Source organism: Candidatus Marivariicella sp., from assembly GCF_983056325.1.
The window spans coordinates 48,856-66,175 of the sequence record NZ_CEZOWA010000010.1 but is presented as its reverse complement, the minus strand read 5'-3'; the positions used below and the strand labels follow the sequence as shown (position 1 = coordinate 66,175).

Below are 17,320 nucleotides of genomic sequence, written 5' to 3'. Positions count from 1 at the left end.
GAAAAATATGAAAAATTTAATAGAAGTTTTTATGGGGGAGCAATAGGTTTTATGGATTTTGAAGGGAATTTTAATCATGCAATCATAATCAGATCATTTTTAAGTAAAAATCATACTTTGTTCTATCAGGCAGGAGCTGGAATTGTTGCTGCATCTGATGAAGAAAAAGAACTTCAAGAGGTTTACAACAAACTAGGAGCTCTAAACAAAGCTTTAGAAATAGCTGAAAAAATTAACTAATGAATAAAGTGTTTGTAATAGATAATTATGATTCATTTACCTATAATCTAGTTCATTATTTAAAAGAATTTGGAGCTGAAGTTAAGGTATGTAGAAATGATAAGTTTGAGATGGATGATCTTTTAAAGTATAACAAGGTTTTATTATCTCCTGGCCCAGGAATTCCGGATGAAGCTGGAAAATTAAAAGAGTGTATAATAAAATATGCTAATTCAAAATCAATTTTAGGAATTTGTTTAGGACATCAAGCCATAGGTCAGGTATTTGGTGGAAATTTAAAGAACCTTAAAAGTGTTTTTCATGGAGTGTCGTCCAAAATAAAAATAGTTGAAAATGATTCTCTTTTCAATAATATCCCGATTGAAATCGAGGTTGGAAGATATCATTCTTGGGTTATAGATAATCCGTTACCAAATGAATTAGTAGTAACCGCAATTGACAATAACAAACAAATAATGGCGATAAAACATAAAGTATTTGATATTAAAGGCGTGCAGTTTCATCCTGAATCAATTTTAACGCCCTTTGGAAAACAAATTATTAATAATTGGTTAACATCTTAAATAAAAATGAAGACTATACTAAACCGCTTAATTCATCATGAAATTTTAGACAAAAAAGAGTCCAAAAATATTTTATATGGTATTGCTAATGGAAAATACAACAGTAGTCAAATTTCAGCATTTTTAACTGTTTATATGATGAGAAGCATAACTATAAAAGAACTAGAAGGATTTAGAGATGCATTGCTAGAACTCTGTATTCGAGTTAATCTTGATGAATTTGATGCTATTGACTTATGCGGAACTGGAGGTGACAATAAAGACACATTTAATATTTCTACACTAGCTTCTTTTGTTACTGCTGGATCAGGAATAAAAGTCGCAAAACACGGAAATTATGGGGTTTCTTCTAGTTGCGGATCGAGTAATGTAATGGAATATTTAGGTGTTAAATTTTCAAATAGTGAAACTTTTTTAAAGTCATGCATCGATAAAGCTGGAATATGTATACTTCACGCTCCTTTATTTCACCCTGCTATGAAAAATGTAGCCCCCATAAGAAAAGAGTTAGCCGTAAAAACATTTTTTAATATTTTGGGTCCAATGGTAAATCCCTCATTTCCCAAAAATCAAATAGTAGGAGTTTTTAGCTTAGAGCTAGCAAGAATATATGGTTATTTATATCAAAACACAGACAAGAAATTTAATATAATTCATTCTTTAGATGGTTATGATGAAGTTTCTTTAACTGGATCTACTAAATTAATTTCAAATATTAAAGAAGAGCTTATCGATCCTAAATATTTTGGATTAACTACTCTAAGTGAAAAGGATATTATAGGAGGGAATTCAATAGAATCATCAGCCAAAATATTTATGAATGTTTTATCAGGAAAAGGAACTGAAGCTCAAAATCAAGTTGTTTGTGTAAATTCAGCTCTAGCAATATCAATAAAAATGGGAATAACACCAAGAGAAGGTTATGAAATTGCAAAGGAATCACTTGATTCTGGGAAAGCAATGGAATCTCTTGTATCACTCCAAAAAATCTGTTCATAATGACTATTTTAGATAGAATTGTAGCTGACAAAAGAATTGAGGTCTCAATTCGAAAAAAATTATTTCCAGTTTTATATTTAGAAAAATCTCCATTATATAATAAATCAACTGTTTCTCTTTCAAAAAATCTTGTGCAGAGTAATTCTGGAATTATTTCAGAACATAAGCGACGTTCTCCTTCAAAACTAAATATAAATACTTCTCTTTCAGTTGTTGATGTGATAAAAGGTTATGAGTCTTCAGGAGTTTGTGGGATTTCAATTCTTACTGAAGGAAAGTATTTTGGGGGATCTCTAGATGATCTTAACATAGCGAGAGCTTCTTCAGAATTACCAATTTTAAGAAAAGATTTTGTTATTGATGAGTTTCAAATTATTGAGGCTAAAGCTCACGGTGCGGATGTAATTCTTTTAATAGCATCAATACTAAATAACAAACAGATAAAACATCTTTCAAAATTTGCTAAAAATTTAAATTTAGAAGTTTTATTAGAAGTTCACGATCTCGAGGAGTTAAATAAGTCTCTAATGCCATCAATCGATTTAATTGGAGTTAATAATAGAAATCTTAAAAGCTTTGAAGTGAATATTGATACCAGTAGAGAACTAGCTGAGAAAATACCTGATGAGTTTATTAAAGTATCAGAAAGTGGAATTAATAATAGCAAAACAATAATTGAACTAAAATCATTTGGTTTCAAAGGTTTTTTAGTTGGTGAAAATTTTATGAAGACTGATAATCCAGGTGAGAGTGCCTATGAATTTATAAAAAAAATTGAAGATGAAATTTAAGATTTGTGGAATGCGAGATGTTGATAACACTAAACTCGTTTCAACTCTAAATCCGGATTATATGGGTTTTATTTTTTGGAAAAAATCCTCTAGATATTTTAATAATCAAATAATTGAATTACCTAAAACAATAAAAAAAACTGGTGTTTTTGTTGACTCACCTATTGAGGATCTTAAAAATTGTATTATAAAACACAAACTTAAAGCAGTTCAACTACACGGAAAGGAAACTCCTGAGTATTGCAGATTAATTAGTGGTTTGGGAATTGAAATCATTAAATCTTTTAATCTTAATTCTAGTTTTAATTTTAAAGATTTGAATTATTATGAAAAATGTTGTGACTTTTATCTTTTTGATACATATGGAAAACTTCCTGGAGGTAATGGTAAAAGTTTTGATTGGGAAATTTTAGATAATTATCACTATAAAAAACCCTTTTTCCTCAGTGGTGGAATTGGTATAGAAGAAATAAATAAAATTCACAAATTGTTAAAAACCAGTTTACCTATTTATGCCATTGATGTTAATAGTAAATTTGAAAGTAAACCAGGATTAAAAAAAATAGATAAATTAACTCAATTTAAAAGAAAACTATATGAATTATAATGTAGATGAGAAAGGATTTTATGGTGATTTTGGTGGTGCTTTTATTCCTGAAATGTTATACCCTAACGTATCTGAATTAAAAGATAAGTATCTTAAAATAACTTCTGAACCGGAATTTAAAAAAGAATTTAATGATCTTTTAAAATCCTATGTAGGAAGACCAACACCTCTATATTTTGCAAAACGTTTATCCAAGAAATACAATACTAAAATATATTTAAAAAGAGAAGATTTGTGTCATACTGGAGCTCATAAAGTAAATAATACAATAGGTCAAATTCTTTTAGCAAAACGATTAGGTAAAAATCGAATAATTGCAGAAACTGGTGCAGGACAACATGGAGTAGCTACAGCTACTGTATGCGCATTAATGGGAATAGAGTGTATTGTTTATATGGGAGAACTAGATATTAAACGTCAGGCACCAAATGTGGCTAGAATGAAAATGCTAGGAGCTGAAGTTCGTCCAGCAACATCAGGAAGTAAAACATTAAAAGATGCTACTAACGAAGCTATTAGAGACTGGATTAACAATCCCGTTAATACTCATTATATTATCGGATCTGTAGTTGGCCCTCATCCTTATCCAGATATGGTAGCTCGTTTTCAATCTGTTATTAGTGATGAAATTAAAATTCAACTAAAAAAAATAGAAGGGAGAGATTATCCAGATTATTTAATTGCATGTGTAGGAGGTGGAAGTAACGCTGCAGGAATTTATTATCATTATTTAAATGATAAAAGAGTTAATATTATCTCCATTGAAGCTGCTGGAAAAGGAGTTAACTCTGGTAAAAGTGCTGCCACATCTGCACTGGGAAAAGAAGGTATTATTCACGGTAGTAAAACTTTATTAATGCAAACTAAAGATGGTCAAATATCCGAACCCTACTCGATTTCAGCCGGTTTAGATTATCCAGGAGTTGGGCCTATGCATGCAAATCTTTTTAAAACTAAACGCGCAGAGTTTATTTCTATTCCTGATCATGAAGCAATGGATTGGGGATTAACATTATCTCAAATGGAGGGAATAATTCCTGCAATTGAAACTGCTCATGCATTTGCTGTGTTAGATTTGAAAAAATTTAAACCCGACGATATTATTGTTTTTAATTGCTCTGGAAGAGGCGATAAAGATTTAGATACATTTATAAATTATTTTCAATTATGAAAAACAGAATCGATCACGTCTTTAAAAATAAAGATAAAATATTATCAATTTATTTTTCCGCAGGCCATCCTAAGCTTGAGGACACTAAAGTTATTTTAAAGAATCTACAGAGTTCTGGAGTGGATATGATTGAAATTGGTTTGCCATTCTCAGATCCTTTAGCAGATGGCCCTGTTATTCAAAAAAGCTCTACCAAAGCATTAGTAAACGGTATGACTACTGAAAAACTTTTTAATCAACTTAAAGGAATTAGAAAAGAGATCACTATTCCCCTAATTATAATGGGATATTTTAATCCAATTATGCAATATGGAGTCGAAAAATTTTGTCAAAAATGTAAACTAATTGGAATTGATGGCTTAATAATACCAGATCTTCCTGTTGATGTATTTGAAAAGAATTATAAATCATTATTTGATAAGTACGGATTATATAATATGTTTTTAATAACCCCCCAAACATCTAATGAAAGAGTAAGATATATAGATAGTGTTTCAAATGGATTTATTTATATGGTAAGTAGTGCAAGTGTAACTGGTGCAAAAACAAAAATAAATCAAAATCAAATAGCATATTTTGAAAGAATAAAATCTATGGATTTAAAAAACCCAACTATAGTTGGATTTGGAATAAGTAACAATGAAACATTCAATTCAGCTATCAAGAGTTCAAATGGTGCGATAATTGGATCTGCTTTTATTAAGTTTCTGGAAGATAAGGGTATTAATAAAATTAATGATTTTATCAAGGATATAAGATAATTAATTCATCCAGCCTGAAGAATAAACTGAATTCAACTCACCTTTATCTGCTATTATCCAAAATGCTTCTAAATCTTTATTATTTTCAATTAATTCTTTTCCTTCATCTAGAGATAAAACCATTAAACTTGTCGCCCACGCATCAGCTGTCATACAATTACTAGCAACTACCGATGCACTTAAAATTTTAGATTGAACAGAAAGGCCACTTCTTGGATCGATAGTATGCACATATTTATTACCAGTTATATTATCAATTCTAAAATGTCTATAATTTCCTGAAGTAGCTATAGATTTATTATCAAGAATATAAGTCGTGAAATTACTTCTTTTAGATAAATTTGATTCTGGAAAATCAATCCCTATTTTCCATGGTTTTTTACTCTTTGAACTTATTCCTTTTGCTAAAATCTCACCTCCAATTTCTACTAGAAAATTTTTAGCTCCGACTTCTTCTAAATATCTAGCAATCATATCAACAGTATATCCTTTGGCTATGGAGTTAAAATCAATAGATATGTTTTTATTTGACTTAATTAAGTATCCTTCGGAATTTAAATGAATTTTTTTCCATCCAGTAATTTGCAATAGACTATCTATTTGAATTTTAGTTAGCTCGTTAATAAAATCTTGACTAGGGCCAAATCCATAAGCATTTACTAATGCGCCAACTGTAGGGTCGAAAGCTCCATTAGTTAATCTCCACACTTCGGAAGATTTAGTAAAAACGTCTTTAAAAAAAGAATCAACTTGAACTTCAAGACCAGTATTTATTCTAGAAATGTCAGAATCTATTTGATATGTAGACATTGATTGATTAATCTTAATTAATAGTTTGTCAATTTCGATTTTTAAATCATTATTAGGGATTTTAGAATCGTGAATAATATTCATTGGGGCTCCAAGAGCAACACCACTAATACGAATATTTTCTGATTTAGATGCGCATGAAATAATAATTAGTGAAAAAACAATAATTATAACAAGTCTTATATTCTTAAATTCTCGTAACATAGTTAATTTATTCAATTAGTAACCATCCATTAAAGTTAACAACATAAGGCTTGTTTTTCTGAATTGGATCTTCGTAATTCATTGAATTCGCAAATCCTACTCCAGCAAAATAGGTTTTTGCATTAAACTTATCTGCATGTTTTTTTAATTTAATAGCCGTAACAGAATCATACGATATGGGGTTTTTTGGATATTTAACAGCTCTTACTATAAAAAAATGGAGTTTTTTATTCTTTAAACATACAAATTGTGGGTCCTTTTTAAGTTTAGAATTAACGGATAAAAACTCAAAATCATTTTCTTTTAGAGAATCCCCAACTGTTTTCATAGCTAGATTATGTAAATCTTGATCAGATAACATATTATTAATAAAATTTATCCTCCAAAATCGTCAAAACGAACATTTTCCGGGGGTACACCAAAATCGTCTGCCATTCTCTCAATAGCTTGATTCATGAGAGGGGGACCACAAAAATAAACCTCAATATCTTCTGGTGACTCATGATTAGATAAATAGTTGTCTATTACAACTTGATGAACGAATCCTGTAAAACCATCACCTTTTCCATCTAAACTCTTTTTTTCTGTCCAATTATCTTCAGGGAGTGGCTCTGATAGTGCTATGTAAAATTTAAAATTTGGAAAATCTTTCTCTAGCGCTCTAAAGTGATCCATATAAAAAAGTTCTCTTTTGGAACGACCTCCATACCAGAAAGTAACTATTCTTCCTGTTTTTAATGTTCTGAAAAGTTCATATAAATGAGATCGCATCGGTGCCATTCCAGCTCCACCTCCTACATATAACATTTCTGCTTCAGATTCATTTATAAAAAACTCACCATAGGGTCCTGAAATAGTTACTTTATCACCAGCTTTTTTGGAAAATATATATGAAGATGCAACTCCAGGATTCAAATCTGCCCATCCATTTTTTGTACGATCCCATGGAGGAGTAGCAATTCTTACATTAAGCATAACTTCTTTACCTTCAGCGGGATAAGAGGCCATGGAATAGGCTCTTTCTACTGTCTCTGGGTTTTTCATCACCAATGGCCAAAGATTAAACTTATCCCATTCCATTTTGAATTTTTCTACTTCATCAGGATGTTCGTCAGGATGAGCAGAAATATCAATTTCATCATATTTAACCTCACATTTTGGAATTTCAATTTGAATGTAGCCACCTGCTTTGTAATCCATCGCTTCAGGTAATTTAACTACAAATTCTTTAATAAAGGATGCGACGTTCCAATTACGCATGACTGTGGCTTCCCATTTTTTTATTCCAAAAACTTCTTCTGGAACTTCAATAACCATATTTTGCTTTACCTTAACTTGGCAACCTAGACGCCACCCTTCTGCAATTTCTTTTCTAGTAAAATGTGGTTTTTCTGTTGGAAGTATGTCTCCACCCCCATCTAAAATTTGACATTTACATTGAATGCATGTCCCACCTCCCCCACAAGCCGAGGGTAAAAATATTTTATTATTTCCCAAAGTAGATAGAAGTGTACCTCCTGAGGAAACTTCTAAATCATTTTCACCGTTAATTTGAAGATTAACTGGTCCGGAAGGCAATAACTTAGACTTAGCACCTAATAAAACCCCAACTAATAAAAAAGTAAGAATTAAAAAAACAACAATACTTAATATAATTACTCTATAATCCATTAATTATAATTTAATTCCCATAAAACTCATAAAACCTAAGGCCATTAATCCTGTAATAATAAATGTAATACCCAAACCTCTTAGAGGAGCGGGTACATTTGAATATGCAATTTTCTCTCTTATTGCTGCAATAGCAACAATAGCTAGTAACCATCCTATTCCGGAGCCAAAACCATAAATAGCTGATTCTGTTATTCCAGAAAAATCTTTTTGCTGCATAAATAAGGATCCACCTAAAATCGCACAATTAACTGCAATTAATGGAAGAAAAATACCCAAAGCACCATAAAGCTCAGGAGAAAATCTCTCAACTATCATTTCAACTAATTGAACCATGGAAGCTATAACAGCTATAAACATTATAAAACTGAGAAAGCTTAGATTTACGGTTTCATATTCGGGTCCGATCCATTTCAAAGCTCCTGGCTTAAGGATGTATGTGTCAATTAAAAAATTAATTGGGACTGTTATTGATAAGACAAAAATAACAGCAAAACCAAGACCAACAGCAGTTTTAACTGTTTTAGAAACAGCTAAATATGAACACATCCCTAAGAAATATGCAAAAATCATATTTTCAATGAAAATACTTTTTATGAATAGGTTTAAATATGCCTCCATAAATTAATTTTTTTCAATTAAAGTTCTATTTTTTGATCTTTGAAACCAGATGTACAAACCTACAGTTATAAGGGCCATTGGTGACAAAAGCATCAAACCATTATTCACATACCCCATGTCGTATATAAAATCTGGGATAACCTGGAAACCTAAAAGTTTTCCTGAGCCAAATAACTCTCTGAAAAATGCGACTATTATAAGTATAAACCCATAGCCTGCTGCATTACCAATACCATCTAAAAATGATTTCCAAACACCATTACCAAGTGCAAAAGCTTCAAGCCTTCCCATGACAATACAATTTGTAATAATTAAACCAATAAAGATTGAAAGTTCTTTACTAACATCGTAAGCATAGGCTCTTAAAATTTGATCAACTAAAATAACCATAGAGGCAACAACAACTAATTGAACAATAATTCTAATTCTATTTGGAATTAAATCTCTTAAAAGTGAAATTATAACATTACTTGCTGCCATAACTGCCATAACTGAGAGGCTCATTACTATTGCAGGCTTAAGCTGAACAGTAATTGCTAGGGCAGAACATATTCCAAGAACTTGAACCGTAATCGGATTGTTATCGTCCATTGGATCAGTCAATAAAGCTCTATTTTTTTTTGAAAAGAGTGGCTCCTTATCTTCGTTTAAAAAAAGAATTATTGGTTTATTTACTGTATTACAATTTTTCTTAGACATTTTATTAATTTATGTATGCTATTTTTTGTTTTTTAGAATTGAAATATGATAAATAATTTTGCAATCGTTCTTTGATCATATCTGTTACTCCATCTCCAGTTATCGTAGCCCCTGAAATAGCATCAACTTCGTTATCATCTTTATCATTTCCATCAGGATCATTGTTAGTTTTAGAAACATTAATCCCTACTAGATCCCCATTCTGATTGAGAACCTTTTCACCAGTAAAACTATCTTGAAACCATTTTTGGGTTATTTCAGCTCCTAACCCAGCAGTCTCTCCTTTGTGATCAAAAACAGCTCCTTTTATTGTGCTTCTATCTCCTTCAAGAGCTACATAACCCCAGATAGCATCCCATAAACCAGATCCTCTCAATGGAACAATGTAGTATTGTGAAGAATCAACCTCTGCTAAATACAGTGGAAATCTTTGTTGATTAATTGGCTTCTTTATTTCCAGATTTAATTTTAGTTTAAATGCATCAACTCCTCTATCGATTGTGCCATCTGAAAGCAAAGATAGTTCTTCGATAATATATTTTGTATAAACCTCTGGTGCTTTTTCTCTTTCCACAATTACACCAATAGTCGCCAAAATATTTTGCATTTTTTCTTTACGAACGTTTTCAGCCTGAATATCTTGAAGGGAAGTTGCTGTTGCTGCAAGTGAAGCTGCTACTATAAAAACCATTATAGCTGAAAATAAAAATGTATATGCGTTACTGTCTCTATTCATATTGTTTGTGCTACTTTAATTTGAGCTGATTCCCAGCGTTTTTTTCTTTTATTCACGTTGGCATTGTAAACGTAATGATCAATAGTAGGAGCAAAAACATTCATCAGAAGAATAGCCAACATTACACCTTCAGGATATGCAGGATTAAAAACCCTAATCATAATACAAAATACACCAACTAAAATACCATAAATCCATTTTCCTTTTTGAGTCTGAGCCGCCGAAACAGGATCAGTTGCCATAAAAACAATTCCAAATGCAAAACCACCAACAATTAAGTGACTCATCCAACTAAAACTCATAAGTGGATTTGCTCCCCATAAATTAAATAAAAATCCCATTAATGATGCACCTAAAACTCCTCCTAACATTATTCTCCAACTCCCAACTCCAGTAGCAACTAATATTAAGGCTCCTGCTAAAATCCATAAAGTTGAAGTTTCAGCAATGGACCCTGGAATAGATCCTGAAAACATTTGTAGCATTGAGTAGCCAACTTGTTGTCCTGCAGCTAAACTGCCTAAAATAGTTTCTCCAGAAACTCCATCAACCATACTTGCCTCTGAAACCCATACCTTGTTTCCAGACATATAAGTTGGATATGCAAAAAAGGCAAAGGCTCTTGCAGTTAAGGCAGGATTTAAAATATTCATACCTGTTCCTCCAAAGGCTTCTTTTGCAATAACAACAGCAAAGGCCACTGAAATAGCTACCATCCATAGAGGAATATCAACAGGCATTATCATAGGAACAAGCATTCCTGTTACTAAATAACCCTCGTTTACCTCATGACCACGATAAATAGCAAAGGCAAATTCAATTGTTAAACCAACAACATAAGAAACTACGATCATTGGGATTATCTTCCAAGATCCATGAATAAGAGCATCCATAAATGTGAATTCAGACCCTAACTGATTTAAATATTGAAAACCTGTATTGTATATTCCATAGAATAAAGCCGGTAATAAAGCAATTATCACGGTAACCATTGTTCTTTTTAGATCAATTCCGTCTCGAATGTGTGACCCTTTTTGGGTGGTATGATTGGGAACAAATAAAAATGTGTCAAAAGCATTTATTGCCGGAGCAAATTTTTCCCATTTTTCACCCTTGGTAAAAGGTCTTTTTATTTCATCAAGTTTATTTCTTAGAAAATTCATTTTTTAAATTTTTAACCTGCTTCTTTAATCATTAATTCAATTGCATCAGAAATTATTTCTTGAGCTTCAATTTTAGAGGTATTTGCATAATCGATCAATCCAAAATCCTCTGGAACAACCTCATAGATACCAAAAGCTTCCATTTTTTCGATATCTCCCGTCATACAAACTTTTAGAAGTTGCATAGGGTATATATCCATTGGAAATACTTTCTCCATTTCTCCAGTAACAACTATAGCTCTTTCTTCTCCATTAAGATTTGTATCAATTTCATATCCTTTTTTGGAGAAAAGCCAAGAAAAACTTGTTCTTGAGAGACTAGGGATAGAATTATCTACAAAAGGCAACCATCCAAACATTCTATATTTATTTCCTTCAGGAATTACAGATAATAAATTATTGTAAAAACCTAAAAATCCTACTTTATTAGTTGTAGATCCTGATAAAACATCTCCATTTATGAATCTCATTTGAGATTTATATTTAATACCAGCTATTTTTATTAAAGGATCAATTTGAGCACCAATTTTAGTTTTAAAGTATTGTGGATTCTTTATTGAACTTCCAGCAACAGCAACTGTTCTTTGCGCCTGATAAGTACCGGTTTTAAATAATAAACTAATATTAATAACATCCTCAGGCCTAATCACCCATATCTTATCACCCATATTTATTGGGGATATTTTTTGAATTTGGACGCTTGGATTAGATGAGGGATGAGGACCAGTTATGTTAATAACGTCGACGTTATTAATACTTTCAAAAAAACTATTTGAATTTTTAGCGACAGTTAAGATAATTTTATTATCAACTAGATTGTTTAATATATTTATTCCTGACTGAAAATCATCTTGTTGATTTTTAAGAATAAAATCAAAATCTACATCCAAAGGAGCTGAAGTAAAACAAGAAATTAATATCTGTTTTGGAACATCATTTGGATCAGCTATTATATTATAAGGTCTTTGTCTGATAAAAGGCCAACATCCACTAATAGTAAGCGTGTCAATTATATTTTCTCTACTTAATACCTTTGGGATTTTATGAGTAATCTCTCTATCACCTTGCTGTTCGATAATAATTGATTCAATTTTTCTTTTAGCAACTCTGATAATTTTACTAACTATACCTGATGTAGGAGAAACAAATTGAATTGATGGGTTTTTCTTATCATAAAAAATTGGAGATCCTTTAGAAACTTCTTCTCCCTCCTTAATAATTAACTTTGGAGTTAATGAAAAAAAGTTGTCAGGAAGAATTGCAAAAAAGTCTGATTTTGACTTTTCGTTAATGCTTTTCTTAGCTTTACCAGCTAAATTGAGATTTGCTCCTTTTTTTAGGCTTATGTCTTTGGACATATATTATAATTTTTCTAGACTAAAATCATGCAAATTTAATCTTTAAACATAGATTGAAAAAGCGTTTGAAAGAGGAAATTTTTTATTTATAAAGATTCTAAATAATTAATATGTTTTTTAAGCTCTAAAATAATTATTTGTAATTTTGGAACAATGAAAATTTTCATTTTTAAAACAATATTATCAGCCGTTATAATTAATATTTTCAGTAATAATATTGAATCTAATAAAATACCTCAACCCGAAAATATCAAAACTGTAATTTTTAAAATTGATAAAAAATCAAGTCAATTTCCGATTTTAAAAAAAGGAAGCTCCTTGGAATTATCATTTGATGATCTCAATGCTAATGAAGAGGATTACTATTATAAAATAACCTACCACAACTATGATTGGTCTGAATCTATTTTATTTAAAAATGAATTTATTGATGGGTTGGATAATATTAGAATTTCAAATTTTCAAAATTCTTTCAATACACTTCAAAGATATACTCACTATAAATTAACATTACCTAATTCATCAACCAATTTAAAGTTAGCTGGCAATTACAAAATTCATGTATATAATAGAAATGATGAGCTACAATTCTCAAGAAGGTTTGTTTATCTAAACCCTAAAGTGTCAGTTTCGGCAGAGGTATATAGAACAAGGGATTTAAAATATTTTACGACTCACCAAAACATAAAATTTAATTTAATCCAAAAAAATTTAGGTTCTCTTCAGGACTTTGAAGATAATTTAAATGTTATGATAATTCAAAACGACCACTGGAATAACTCCATTTCAGGCATAAAACCGCAGTTCAAAAATAATAAAGTTTTGAAATACAGATACGATATTAAGACAAGTTTTGAAGGCGGAAATGAGTATCTTTTTTTTGACACAAAAGATCTTAGAGTTACAAGCCCAAACATAAGTTTTGTTAACTTAGAACTGCTCTATGAGTCTTATCTTTACACTGATATTCCAAGAAAAAATTTTCCATATTCTTTTAATAATGATATTAATGGAGGTTTTCAGATAAGAACTGTCATAGGTAGTCAGGATCCTGGAATTGAAGCAGATTATAGTTGGGTATACTTCACTTTAGCTGCAAGCATAGAATTACCAGAAACAGATATTTTTATTTTGAGCAACTTTAATAACTATGAATCCAGTGAAGAGAATTTAATGTCTTACAATAAAGCTCTCGAAGCATATGAAGCAAGGATTCTTTTTAAACAAGGGTTTTATAATTATAAATATTACGCTAACACAACATTTGGTTGGGAGCCAAATCTTATTTCTGGAAATTTCTTTCAAACTGAAAATAATTATAAGATTCTGGTTTACTATAAGCCACCTGGTGGGATTTTTGATGAATTAATTGGTTTTGGAGAGACTGATTCAAGACAGATTTTAAACTAAAGTGATTTAGTAACAACTTCTAAATACTAAAGTTGTTATGGATTTTTTAAAAAAAATCATTCACTATTATTACATTTGAAAAATAATTTTTTTATGAATAACAGTAATATATCTATTCCACACCCTATAAACGAAACAATTTTAGATTATAAGCCCGGAAGTAAAGAAAGAGAGTCTGTTCTCGAAACTTACAATAAATTATATAAAAAAAAATCAACTGTTTATTTAAAGATTAACGGTAAGGAAGTTATTGGAGATGTTACTAAAATCATGAGTCCACCCCATGACCATAAACATGTATTGGGAGAATATCACACCGCAAATAAAGATCAAGTTAATGAAGCCATAAAAAGTGCTTTAAAAGCAAGAAAAAAATGGAGTCAAATGCATTGGACAAGGAGAGCTTCAAGCTTTCTAAAAGCTGCAGACTTAATTGCTGGCCCCTACAGAAGTAAAATTAATGCTGCTACCATGATTGCTCAATCCAAAACAGTCCATCAGGCAGAAATAGATGCTGCATGTGAATATATTGATTTTTTGAGGTTTAACGCTTCTTATATGCAGGACATATACCAAAACCAACCCAAAAGTAGTTCAGGTATGTGGAATCAACTTCATTATCGCCCTTTAGAAGGTTTTGTTTATTCTGTTTCTCCTTTTAACTTTACAGCAATTTCAGGAAACCTTTCCGCTAGTGCTGCCTTAATGGGTAATGTTATTGTTTGGAAACCTAGTGATCATCAAATCTTTTCTGCCCAAGTTGTGATGGAGGTTTTCGAAGAAGCTGGATTACCAGATGGTGTTATTAATATGATTATGGGAGATCCTGAAATGATAACTAATACTGTTTTAGCTTCAAAGGATTTTGCAGGCATACATTACACTGGCTCGACTTTTGTGTTTCAAAATATTTGGAGAAAAATAGGAGAAAATATTTCAAACTATAAAACATACCCTAAAATTGTAGGAGAAACTGGGGGTAAAGATTTTATAATTGCACATCCAAGCTCAAAGGTAAATGAGGTAGCTACTGCAATTGTTAGAGGTGCCTTTGAATATCAAGGACAAAAATGCTCTGCAGCCTCGAGGGTCTATCTTCCAAAATCATTAAGTAAAAATATTCTCTCAGAGTTAAAAAGACAATTAGACACAATTAAGGTTGGACCACCAAATGATTTTAGAAATTATATTACTGCAGTAATCCATGAAGAAGCTTTTGACAGAATAGCCAGCTCAATTGAAAAAGTGAAATCTGATACTGATGCTGAAATTTTTCATGGAGGAACATACGATAAATCAGTTGGTTATTTTATAAATCCAACTGTTGTAACTACATCGAATCCAAATTACTTTTCGATGGAACAAGAACTTTTTGGTCCTTTAGTTACGGTATACACATACCCTGATAATGAATGGGAGAAAACCTTAAAACTAGTTGATTCTACCTCAATTTATGCTCTTACAGGAGCAGTTTTTTCTGAGGATCGATATGCAATTGATCAAGCTATTGTTGCTTTAGAAAATTGCGCAGGAAACTTTTACTTAAATGATAAACCTACAGGAGCTGTAGTTGGACAACAGCCTTTTGGAGGAGCAAGAGCATCAGGAACTAATGACAAAGCAGGATCAATGTTTAATCTTTTAAGATGGATATCACCAAGAATGATTAAAGAAAACTTCTTGCCAGTTACAGATTATCGTTATCCTTTCTTAGGATAAATATTATTTTTTGGTATATAAACAATTTTTTTTGTTTGAAAGAATTCAGAATTAAAATAAGTTGATAATTTTACCTGCCTTGCTTCAGGAAATGATATTAACTCTTGTTTTAAATCCCCTCCCTTAAGACAAATAATTCCGTTTTCTATACTATTAAAGTTTTTAGATTTAATATTTTTATAAACAAGAGGAACAAAATCGATCATTTTTGTCACAGCTCTGCTAACTATAAAGTCAAACTTATGCTGAAAATCTTCTGCTCTTGTATGATATGCATATATATTTTTTAAACCCAATTTTTCTGAAATATCATTTACTACTTTTATTTTTTTTCCAATGCTGTCTATTAGATGAAATTTTACATTTGGAAATAATATAGCCAAAGGAATCCCAGGTAACCCCCCTCCTGTCCCGATATCTAGAACTTCAGTTCCAGATTTAAAATTATGAAATTTAGCAATTGCTAATGAATGAATAATATGTTTCTCATTTAAAAAATCAATATCTTTTCTTGATATAATATTTATTTTAGAATTCCATTGTTTATATAGTATATTTAGTTGTGAATATTTGTGAATTTGTTCATAAGATAAACCAGGAAAATATTGTTCGAAAAGATTCAATAGATTATTTTTGGCTAAAATATAACTTGTGTTTTAAATTACTTTAAATAAAATTATAATTATATGGAAAATATGTCGTTACGTTTCTCTAGAAAAGATTCAAAGAAATTTTTTATAACGCTAAATAAACGTGTTAATGATCATTTTAAAGAATTAAATAAATCCAAGACTGGGAATTGGAAACTTTACTTAAAGACATTAATTATGTTTTTACTTTTTTTAACACCTTATTTTTTTATTTTATTTACTGAATTAAATCCATGGATTAAAATAGGACTATGTGTCGTTATGGGAATTGGAATGGCAGGAGTAGGTATGAATGTTATGCATGACGGTAATCATGGGTCTTTTTCTAAGAAAAATTGGGTGAATAAATTAATGGGGTCAAGTATATACATATTAGCAGGGAATGTTCATAACTGGAAAGTTCAACATAATATGCTTCATCATACATATACAAATATTCATGGTCACGACGAAGATTTGGAAGCTGGGAGAATAATCCGTTTTTCAAAACACAGTAAATGGTCTGCTTTCCACCGTTTTCAGCATATTTACTCTATATTTCTTTATGGACTATTAACCATTAATTGGTCTATAACCACTGACATCAAACAAACTAGGAAATATTTAAAACAAAAATTAACTTATCGAAAAAAACTTCAACCTCTCAGACAATGGATTATTCTTATAATTACTAAGTTTCTGTATTTTGGAATCTGGATAATTTTTCCAATTATTTTTCTTGATATTCAATGGTGGAAAGTTTTATTGGGTTTTTTTATTATGCATTACACAGCTGGCTTAATCCTTAGTCTTGTTTTTCAACTTGCGCACATAATTGAAGATGCTCAAATGCCTCTTCCAGATAAAGAAACCGGAACAATGAAAAATACTTGGGCAATTCATCAACTTTTTACAACGGTTAATTTTGCAAATAAAAATGTTTTTATTAATTGGTTTACAGGGGGATTAAATCATCAAATCGAACATCATATTTTCCCAAACATTAGTCATATACATTATAGTGATATAGCTAAAATTGTTAAAGAAACTGCAAAAGAATTTAATTTACCTTACATAGAGTATAAAGACATTGGAAGTGCTCTTTTTTCACATTTTAAATATTTAAGAAAAATGGGGGTTCAACCAATAGCATTAAAAGTCTAGATGA

The 17,320-nt window shown here is 30.7% G+C and carries 19 protein-coding genes; 10 read left to right on the top strand and 9 right to left on the bottom strand.

Features of this window, described 5'->3' with window-relative positions; genetic code table 11:
* From AC3ATN_RS04845 to trpA, 7 genes are all read left to right on the top strand, one after another.
* Positions 1-240, top strand: a 240-nt coding sequence (locus AC3ATN_RS04845) for a chorismate-binding protein (RefSeq protein ID WP_487532104.1), incomplete at its 5' end; no start/stop codon positions are given.
* Complete coding sequence (locus AC3ATN_RS04840) at positions 240-803, top strand: anthranilate synthase component II (RefSeq protein WP_487532103.1); 564 nt, start codon at positions 240-242, stop codon at positions 801-803. The genes AC3ATN_RS04845 and AC3ATN_RS04840, both read left to right, overlap by 1 nt.
* Positions 804-809: 6 nt before the next feature.
* On the top strand, positions 810-1,802 hold the full coding sequence (trpD, locus tag AC3ATN_RS04835; RefSeq protein WP_487532102.1) for an anthranilate phosphoribosyltransferase: 993 nt from the start codon (positions 810-812) through the stop codon (positions 1,800-1,802).
* Positions 1,802-2,593, top strand: coding sequence for an indole-3-glycerol phosphate synthase TrpC (trpC, locus tag AC3ATN_RS04830; RefSeq protein WP_487532101.1), 792 nt, complete (start codon positions 1,802-1,804; stop codon positions 2,591-2,593). The genes trpD and trpC overlap by 1 nt, the downstream gene beginning before the upstream one ends.
* Positions 2,583-3,200 carry a phosphoribosylanthranilate isomerase gene (locus tag AC3ATN_RS04825; RefSeq protein WP_487532100.1) on the top strand — a complete coding sequence of 206 codons (618 nt, stop codon included), beginning with the start codon at positions 2,583-2,585 and terminating at the stop codon, positions 3,198-3,200. Before trpC ends, AC3ATN_RS04825 begins: the two co-directional genes overlap by 11 nt.
* Positions 3,190-4,371: a tryptophan synthase subunit beta gene (gene trpB / locus AC3ATN_RS04820; RefSeq protein WP_487532099.1), complete on the top strand. Its 1,182-nt coding sequence runs from the start codon at positions 3,190-3,192 to the stop codon at positions 4,369-4,371. Before AC3ATN_RS04825 ends, trpB begins: the two co-directional genes overlap by 11 nt.
* Entirely contained in the window at positions 4,368-5,132 is a 765-nt protein-coding gene (gene trpA / locus AC3ATN_RS04815; protein WP_487532098.1) for a tryptophan synthase subunit alpha, read from the top strand. Before trpB ends, trpA begins: the two co-directional genes overlap by 4 nt.
* Here the strand turns inward: trpA and AC3ATN_RS04810 are convergent, their stop codons facing one another.
* The 8 genes from AC3ATN_RS04810 to AC3ATN_RS04775 are packed head-to-tail and all read right to left on the bottom strand — an operon-like array spanning position 5,133 to position 12,394.
* Positions 5,133-6,146 carry an FAD:protein FMN transferase gene (locus AC3ATN_RS04810; RefSeq protein ID WP_487532097.1) on the bottom strand — a complete coding sequence of 338 codons (1,014 nt, stop codon included), beginning with the start codon at positions 6,144-6,146 and terminating at the stop codon, positions 5,133-5,135. It abuts the gene before it with no gap.
* A gap of 7 nt (positions 6,147-6,153) precedes the next feature.
* Positions 6,154-6,507 carry a Na(+)-translocating NADH-quinone reductase subunit F gene (locus AC3ATN_RS04805; protein ID WP_487532096.1) on the bottom strand — a complete coding sequence of 118 codons (354 nt, stop codon included), beginning with the start codon at positions 6,505-6,507 and terminating at the stop codon, positions 6,154-6,156.
* A 14-nt stretch (positions 6,508-6,521) separates the two neighbouring features.
* Positions 6,522-7,817, bottom strand: a complete 1,296-nt coding sequence (nqrF, locus tag AC3ATN_RS04800; protein ID WP_487532095.1) for an NADH:ubiquinone reductase (Na(+)-transporting) subunit F — start codon at positions 7,815-7,817, stop codon at positions 6,522-6,524.
* A 3-nt stretch (positions 7,818-7,820) separates the two neighbouring features.
* A complete protein-coding gene (gene nqrE / locus AC3ATN_RS04795; protein WP_487532094.1) occupies positions 7,821-8,438 on the bottom strand; it encodes an NADH:ubiquinone reductase (Na(+)-transporting) subunit E in 618 nt (205 codons plus the stop codon).
* 3 nt (positions 8,439-8,441) lie between these two features.
* On the bottom strand, positions 8,442-9,137 hold the full coding sequence (locus AC3ATN_RS04790; RefSeq protein WP_487532093.1) for an NADH:ubiquinone reductase (Na(+)-transporting) subunit D: 696 nt from the start codon (positions 9,135-9,137) through the stop codon (positions 8,442-8,444).
* A 4-nt stretch (positions 9,138-9,141) separates the two neighbouring features.
* Positions 9,142-9,873 carry an NADH:ubiquinone reductase (Na(+)-transporting) subunit C gene (gene nqrC / locus AC3ATN_RS04785; RefSeq protein ID WP_487532092.1) on the bottom strand — a complete coding sequence of 244 codons (732 nt, stop codon included), beginning with the start codon at positions 9,871-9,873 and terminating at the stop codon, positions 9,142-9,144.
* Entirely contained in the window at positions 9,870-11,036 is a 1,167-nt protein-coding gene (locus AC3ATN_RS04780) for an NADH:ubiquinone reductase (Na(+)-transporting) subunit B (protein WP_487532091.1), read from the bottom strand. The genes nqrC and AC3ATN_RS04780 overlap by 4 nt, the downstream gene beginning before the upstream one ends.
* An 11-nt stretch (positions 11,037-11,047) precedes the next feature.
* Positions 11,048-12,394: a Na(+)-translocating NADH-quinone reductase subunit A gene (locus AC3ATN_RS04775; protein ID WP_487532090.1), complete on the bottom strand. Its 1,347-nt coding sequence runs from the start codon at positions 12,392-12,394 to the stop codon at positions 11,048-11,050.
* Positions 12,395-12,547: 153 nt separating this feature from the next.
* On the opposite strand from AC3ATN_RS04775, the gene AC3ATN_RS04770 reads away from it, so the two are divergent.
* On the top strand, positions 12,548-13,804 hold the full coding sequence (locus tag AC3ATN_RS04770) for a type IX secretion system plug protein (protein ID WP_487532089.1): 1,257 nt from the start codon (positions 12,548-12,550) through the stop codon (positions 13,802-13,804).
* Positions 13,805-13,897: 93 nt separating this feature from the next.
* Positions 13,898-15,523, top strand: a complete 1,626-nt coding sequence (pruA, locus tag AC3ATN_RS04765; RefSeq protein WP_487532088.1) for an L-glutamate gamma-semialdehyde dehydrogenase — start codon at positions 13,898-13,900, stop codon at positions 15,521-15,523.
* Here the strand turns inward: pruA and rsmG are convergent.
* Positions 15,505-16,146: a 16S rRNA (guanine(527)-N(7))-methyltransferase RsmG gene (rsmG, locus tag AC3ATN_RS04760; RefSeq protein ID WP_487532087.1), complete on the bottom strand. Its 642-nt coding sequence runs from the start codon at positions 16,144-16,146 to the stop codon at positions 15,505-15,507. The two genes, pruA and rsmG, sit on opposite strands and share 19 nt — an antisense overlap.
* Before the next feature lie 63 nt (positions 16,147-16,209).
* Here rsmG and AC3ATN_RS04755 point away from each other — a divergent pair, with 63 nt between their 5' ends.
* The gene (locus AC3ATN_RS04755; protein ID WP_487532086.1) at positions 16,210-17,316 is read left to right on the top strand and encodes a fatty acid desaturase family protein; all 1,107 of its coding nucleotides are present in this window, start codon (positions 16,210-16,212) and stop codon (positions 17,314-17,316) included.
* Positions 17,317-17,320: the final 4 nt, after the last annotated feature.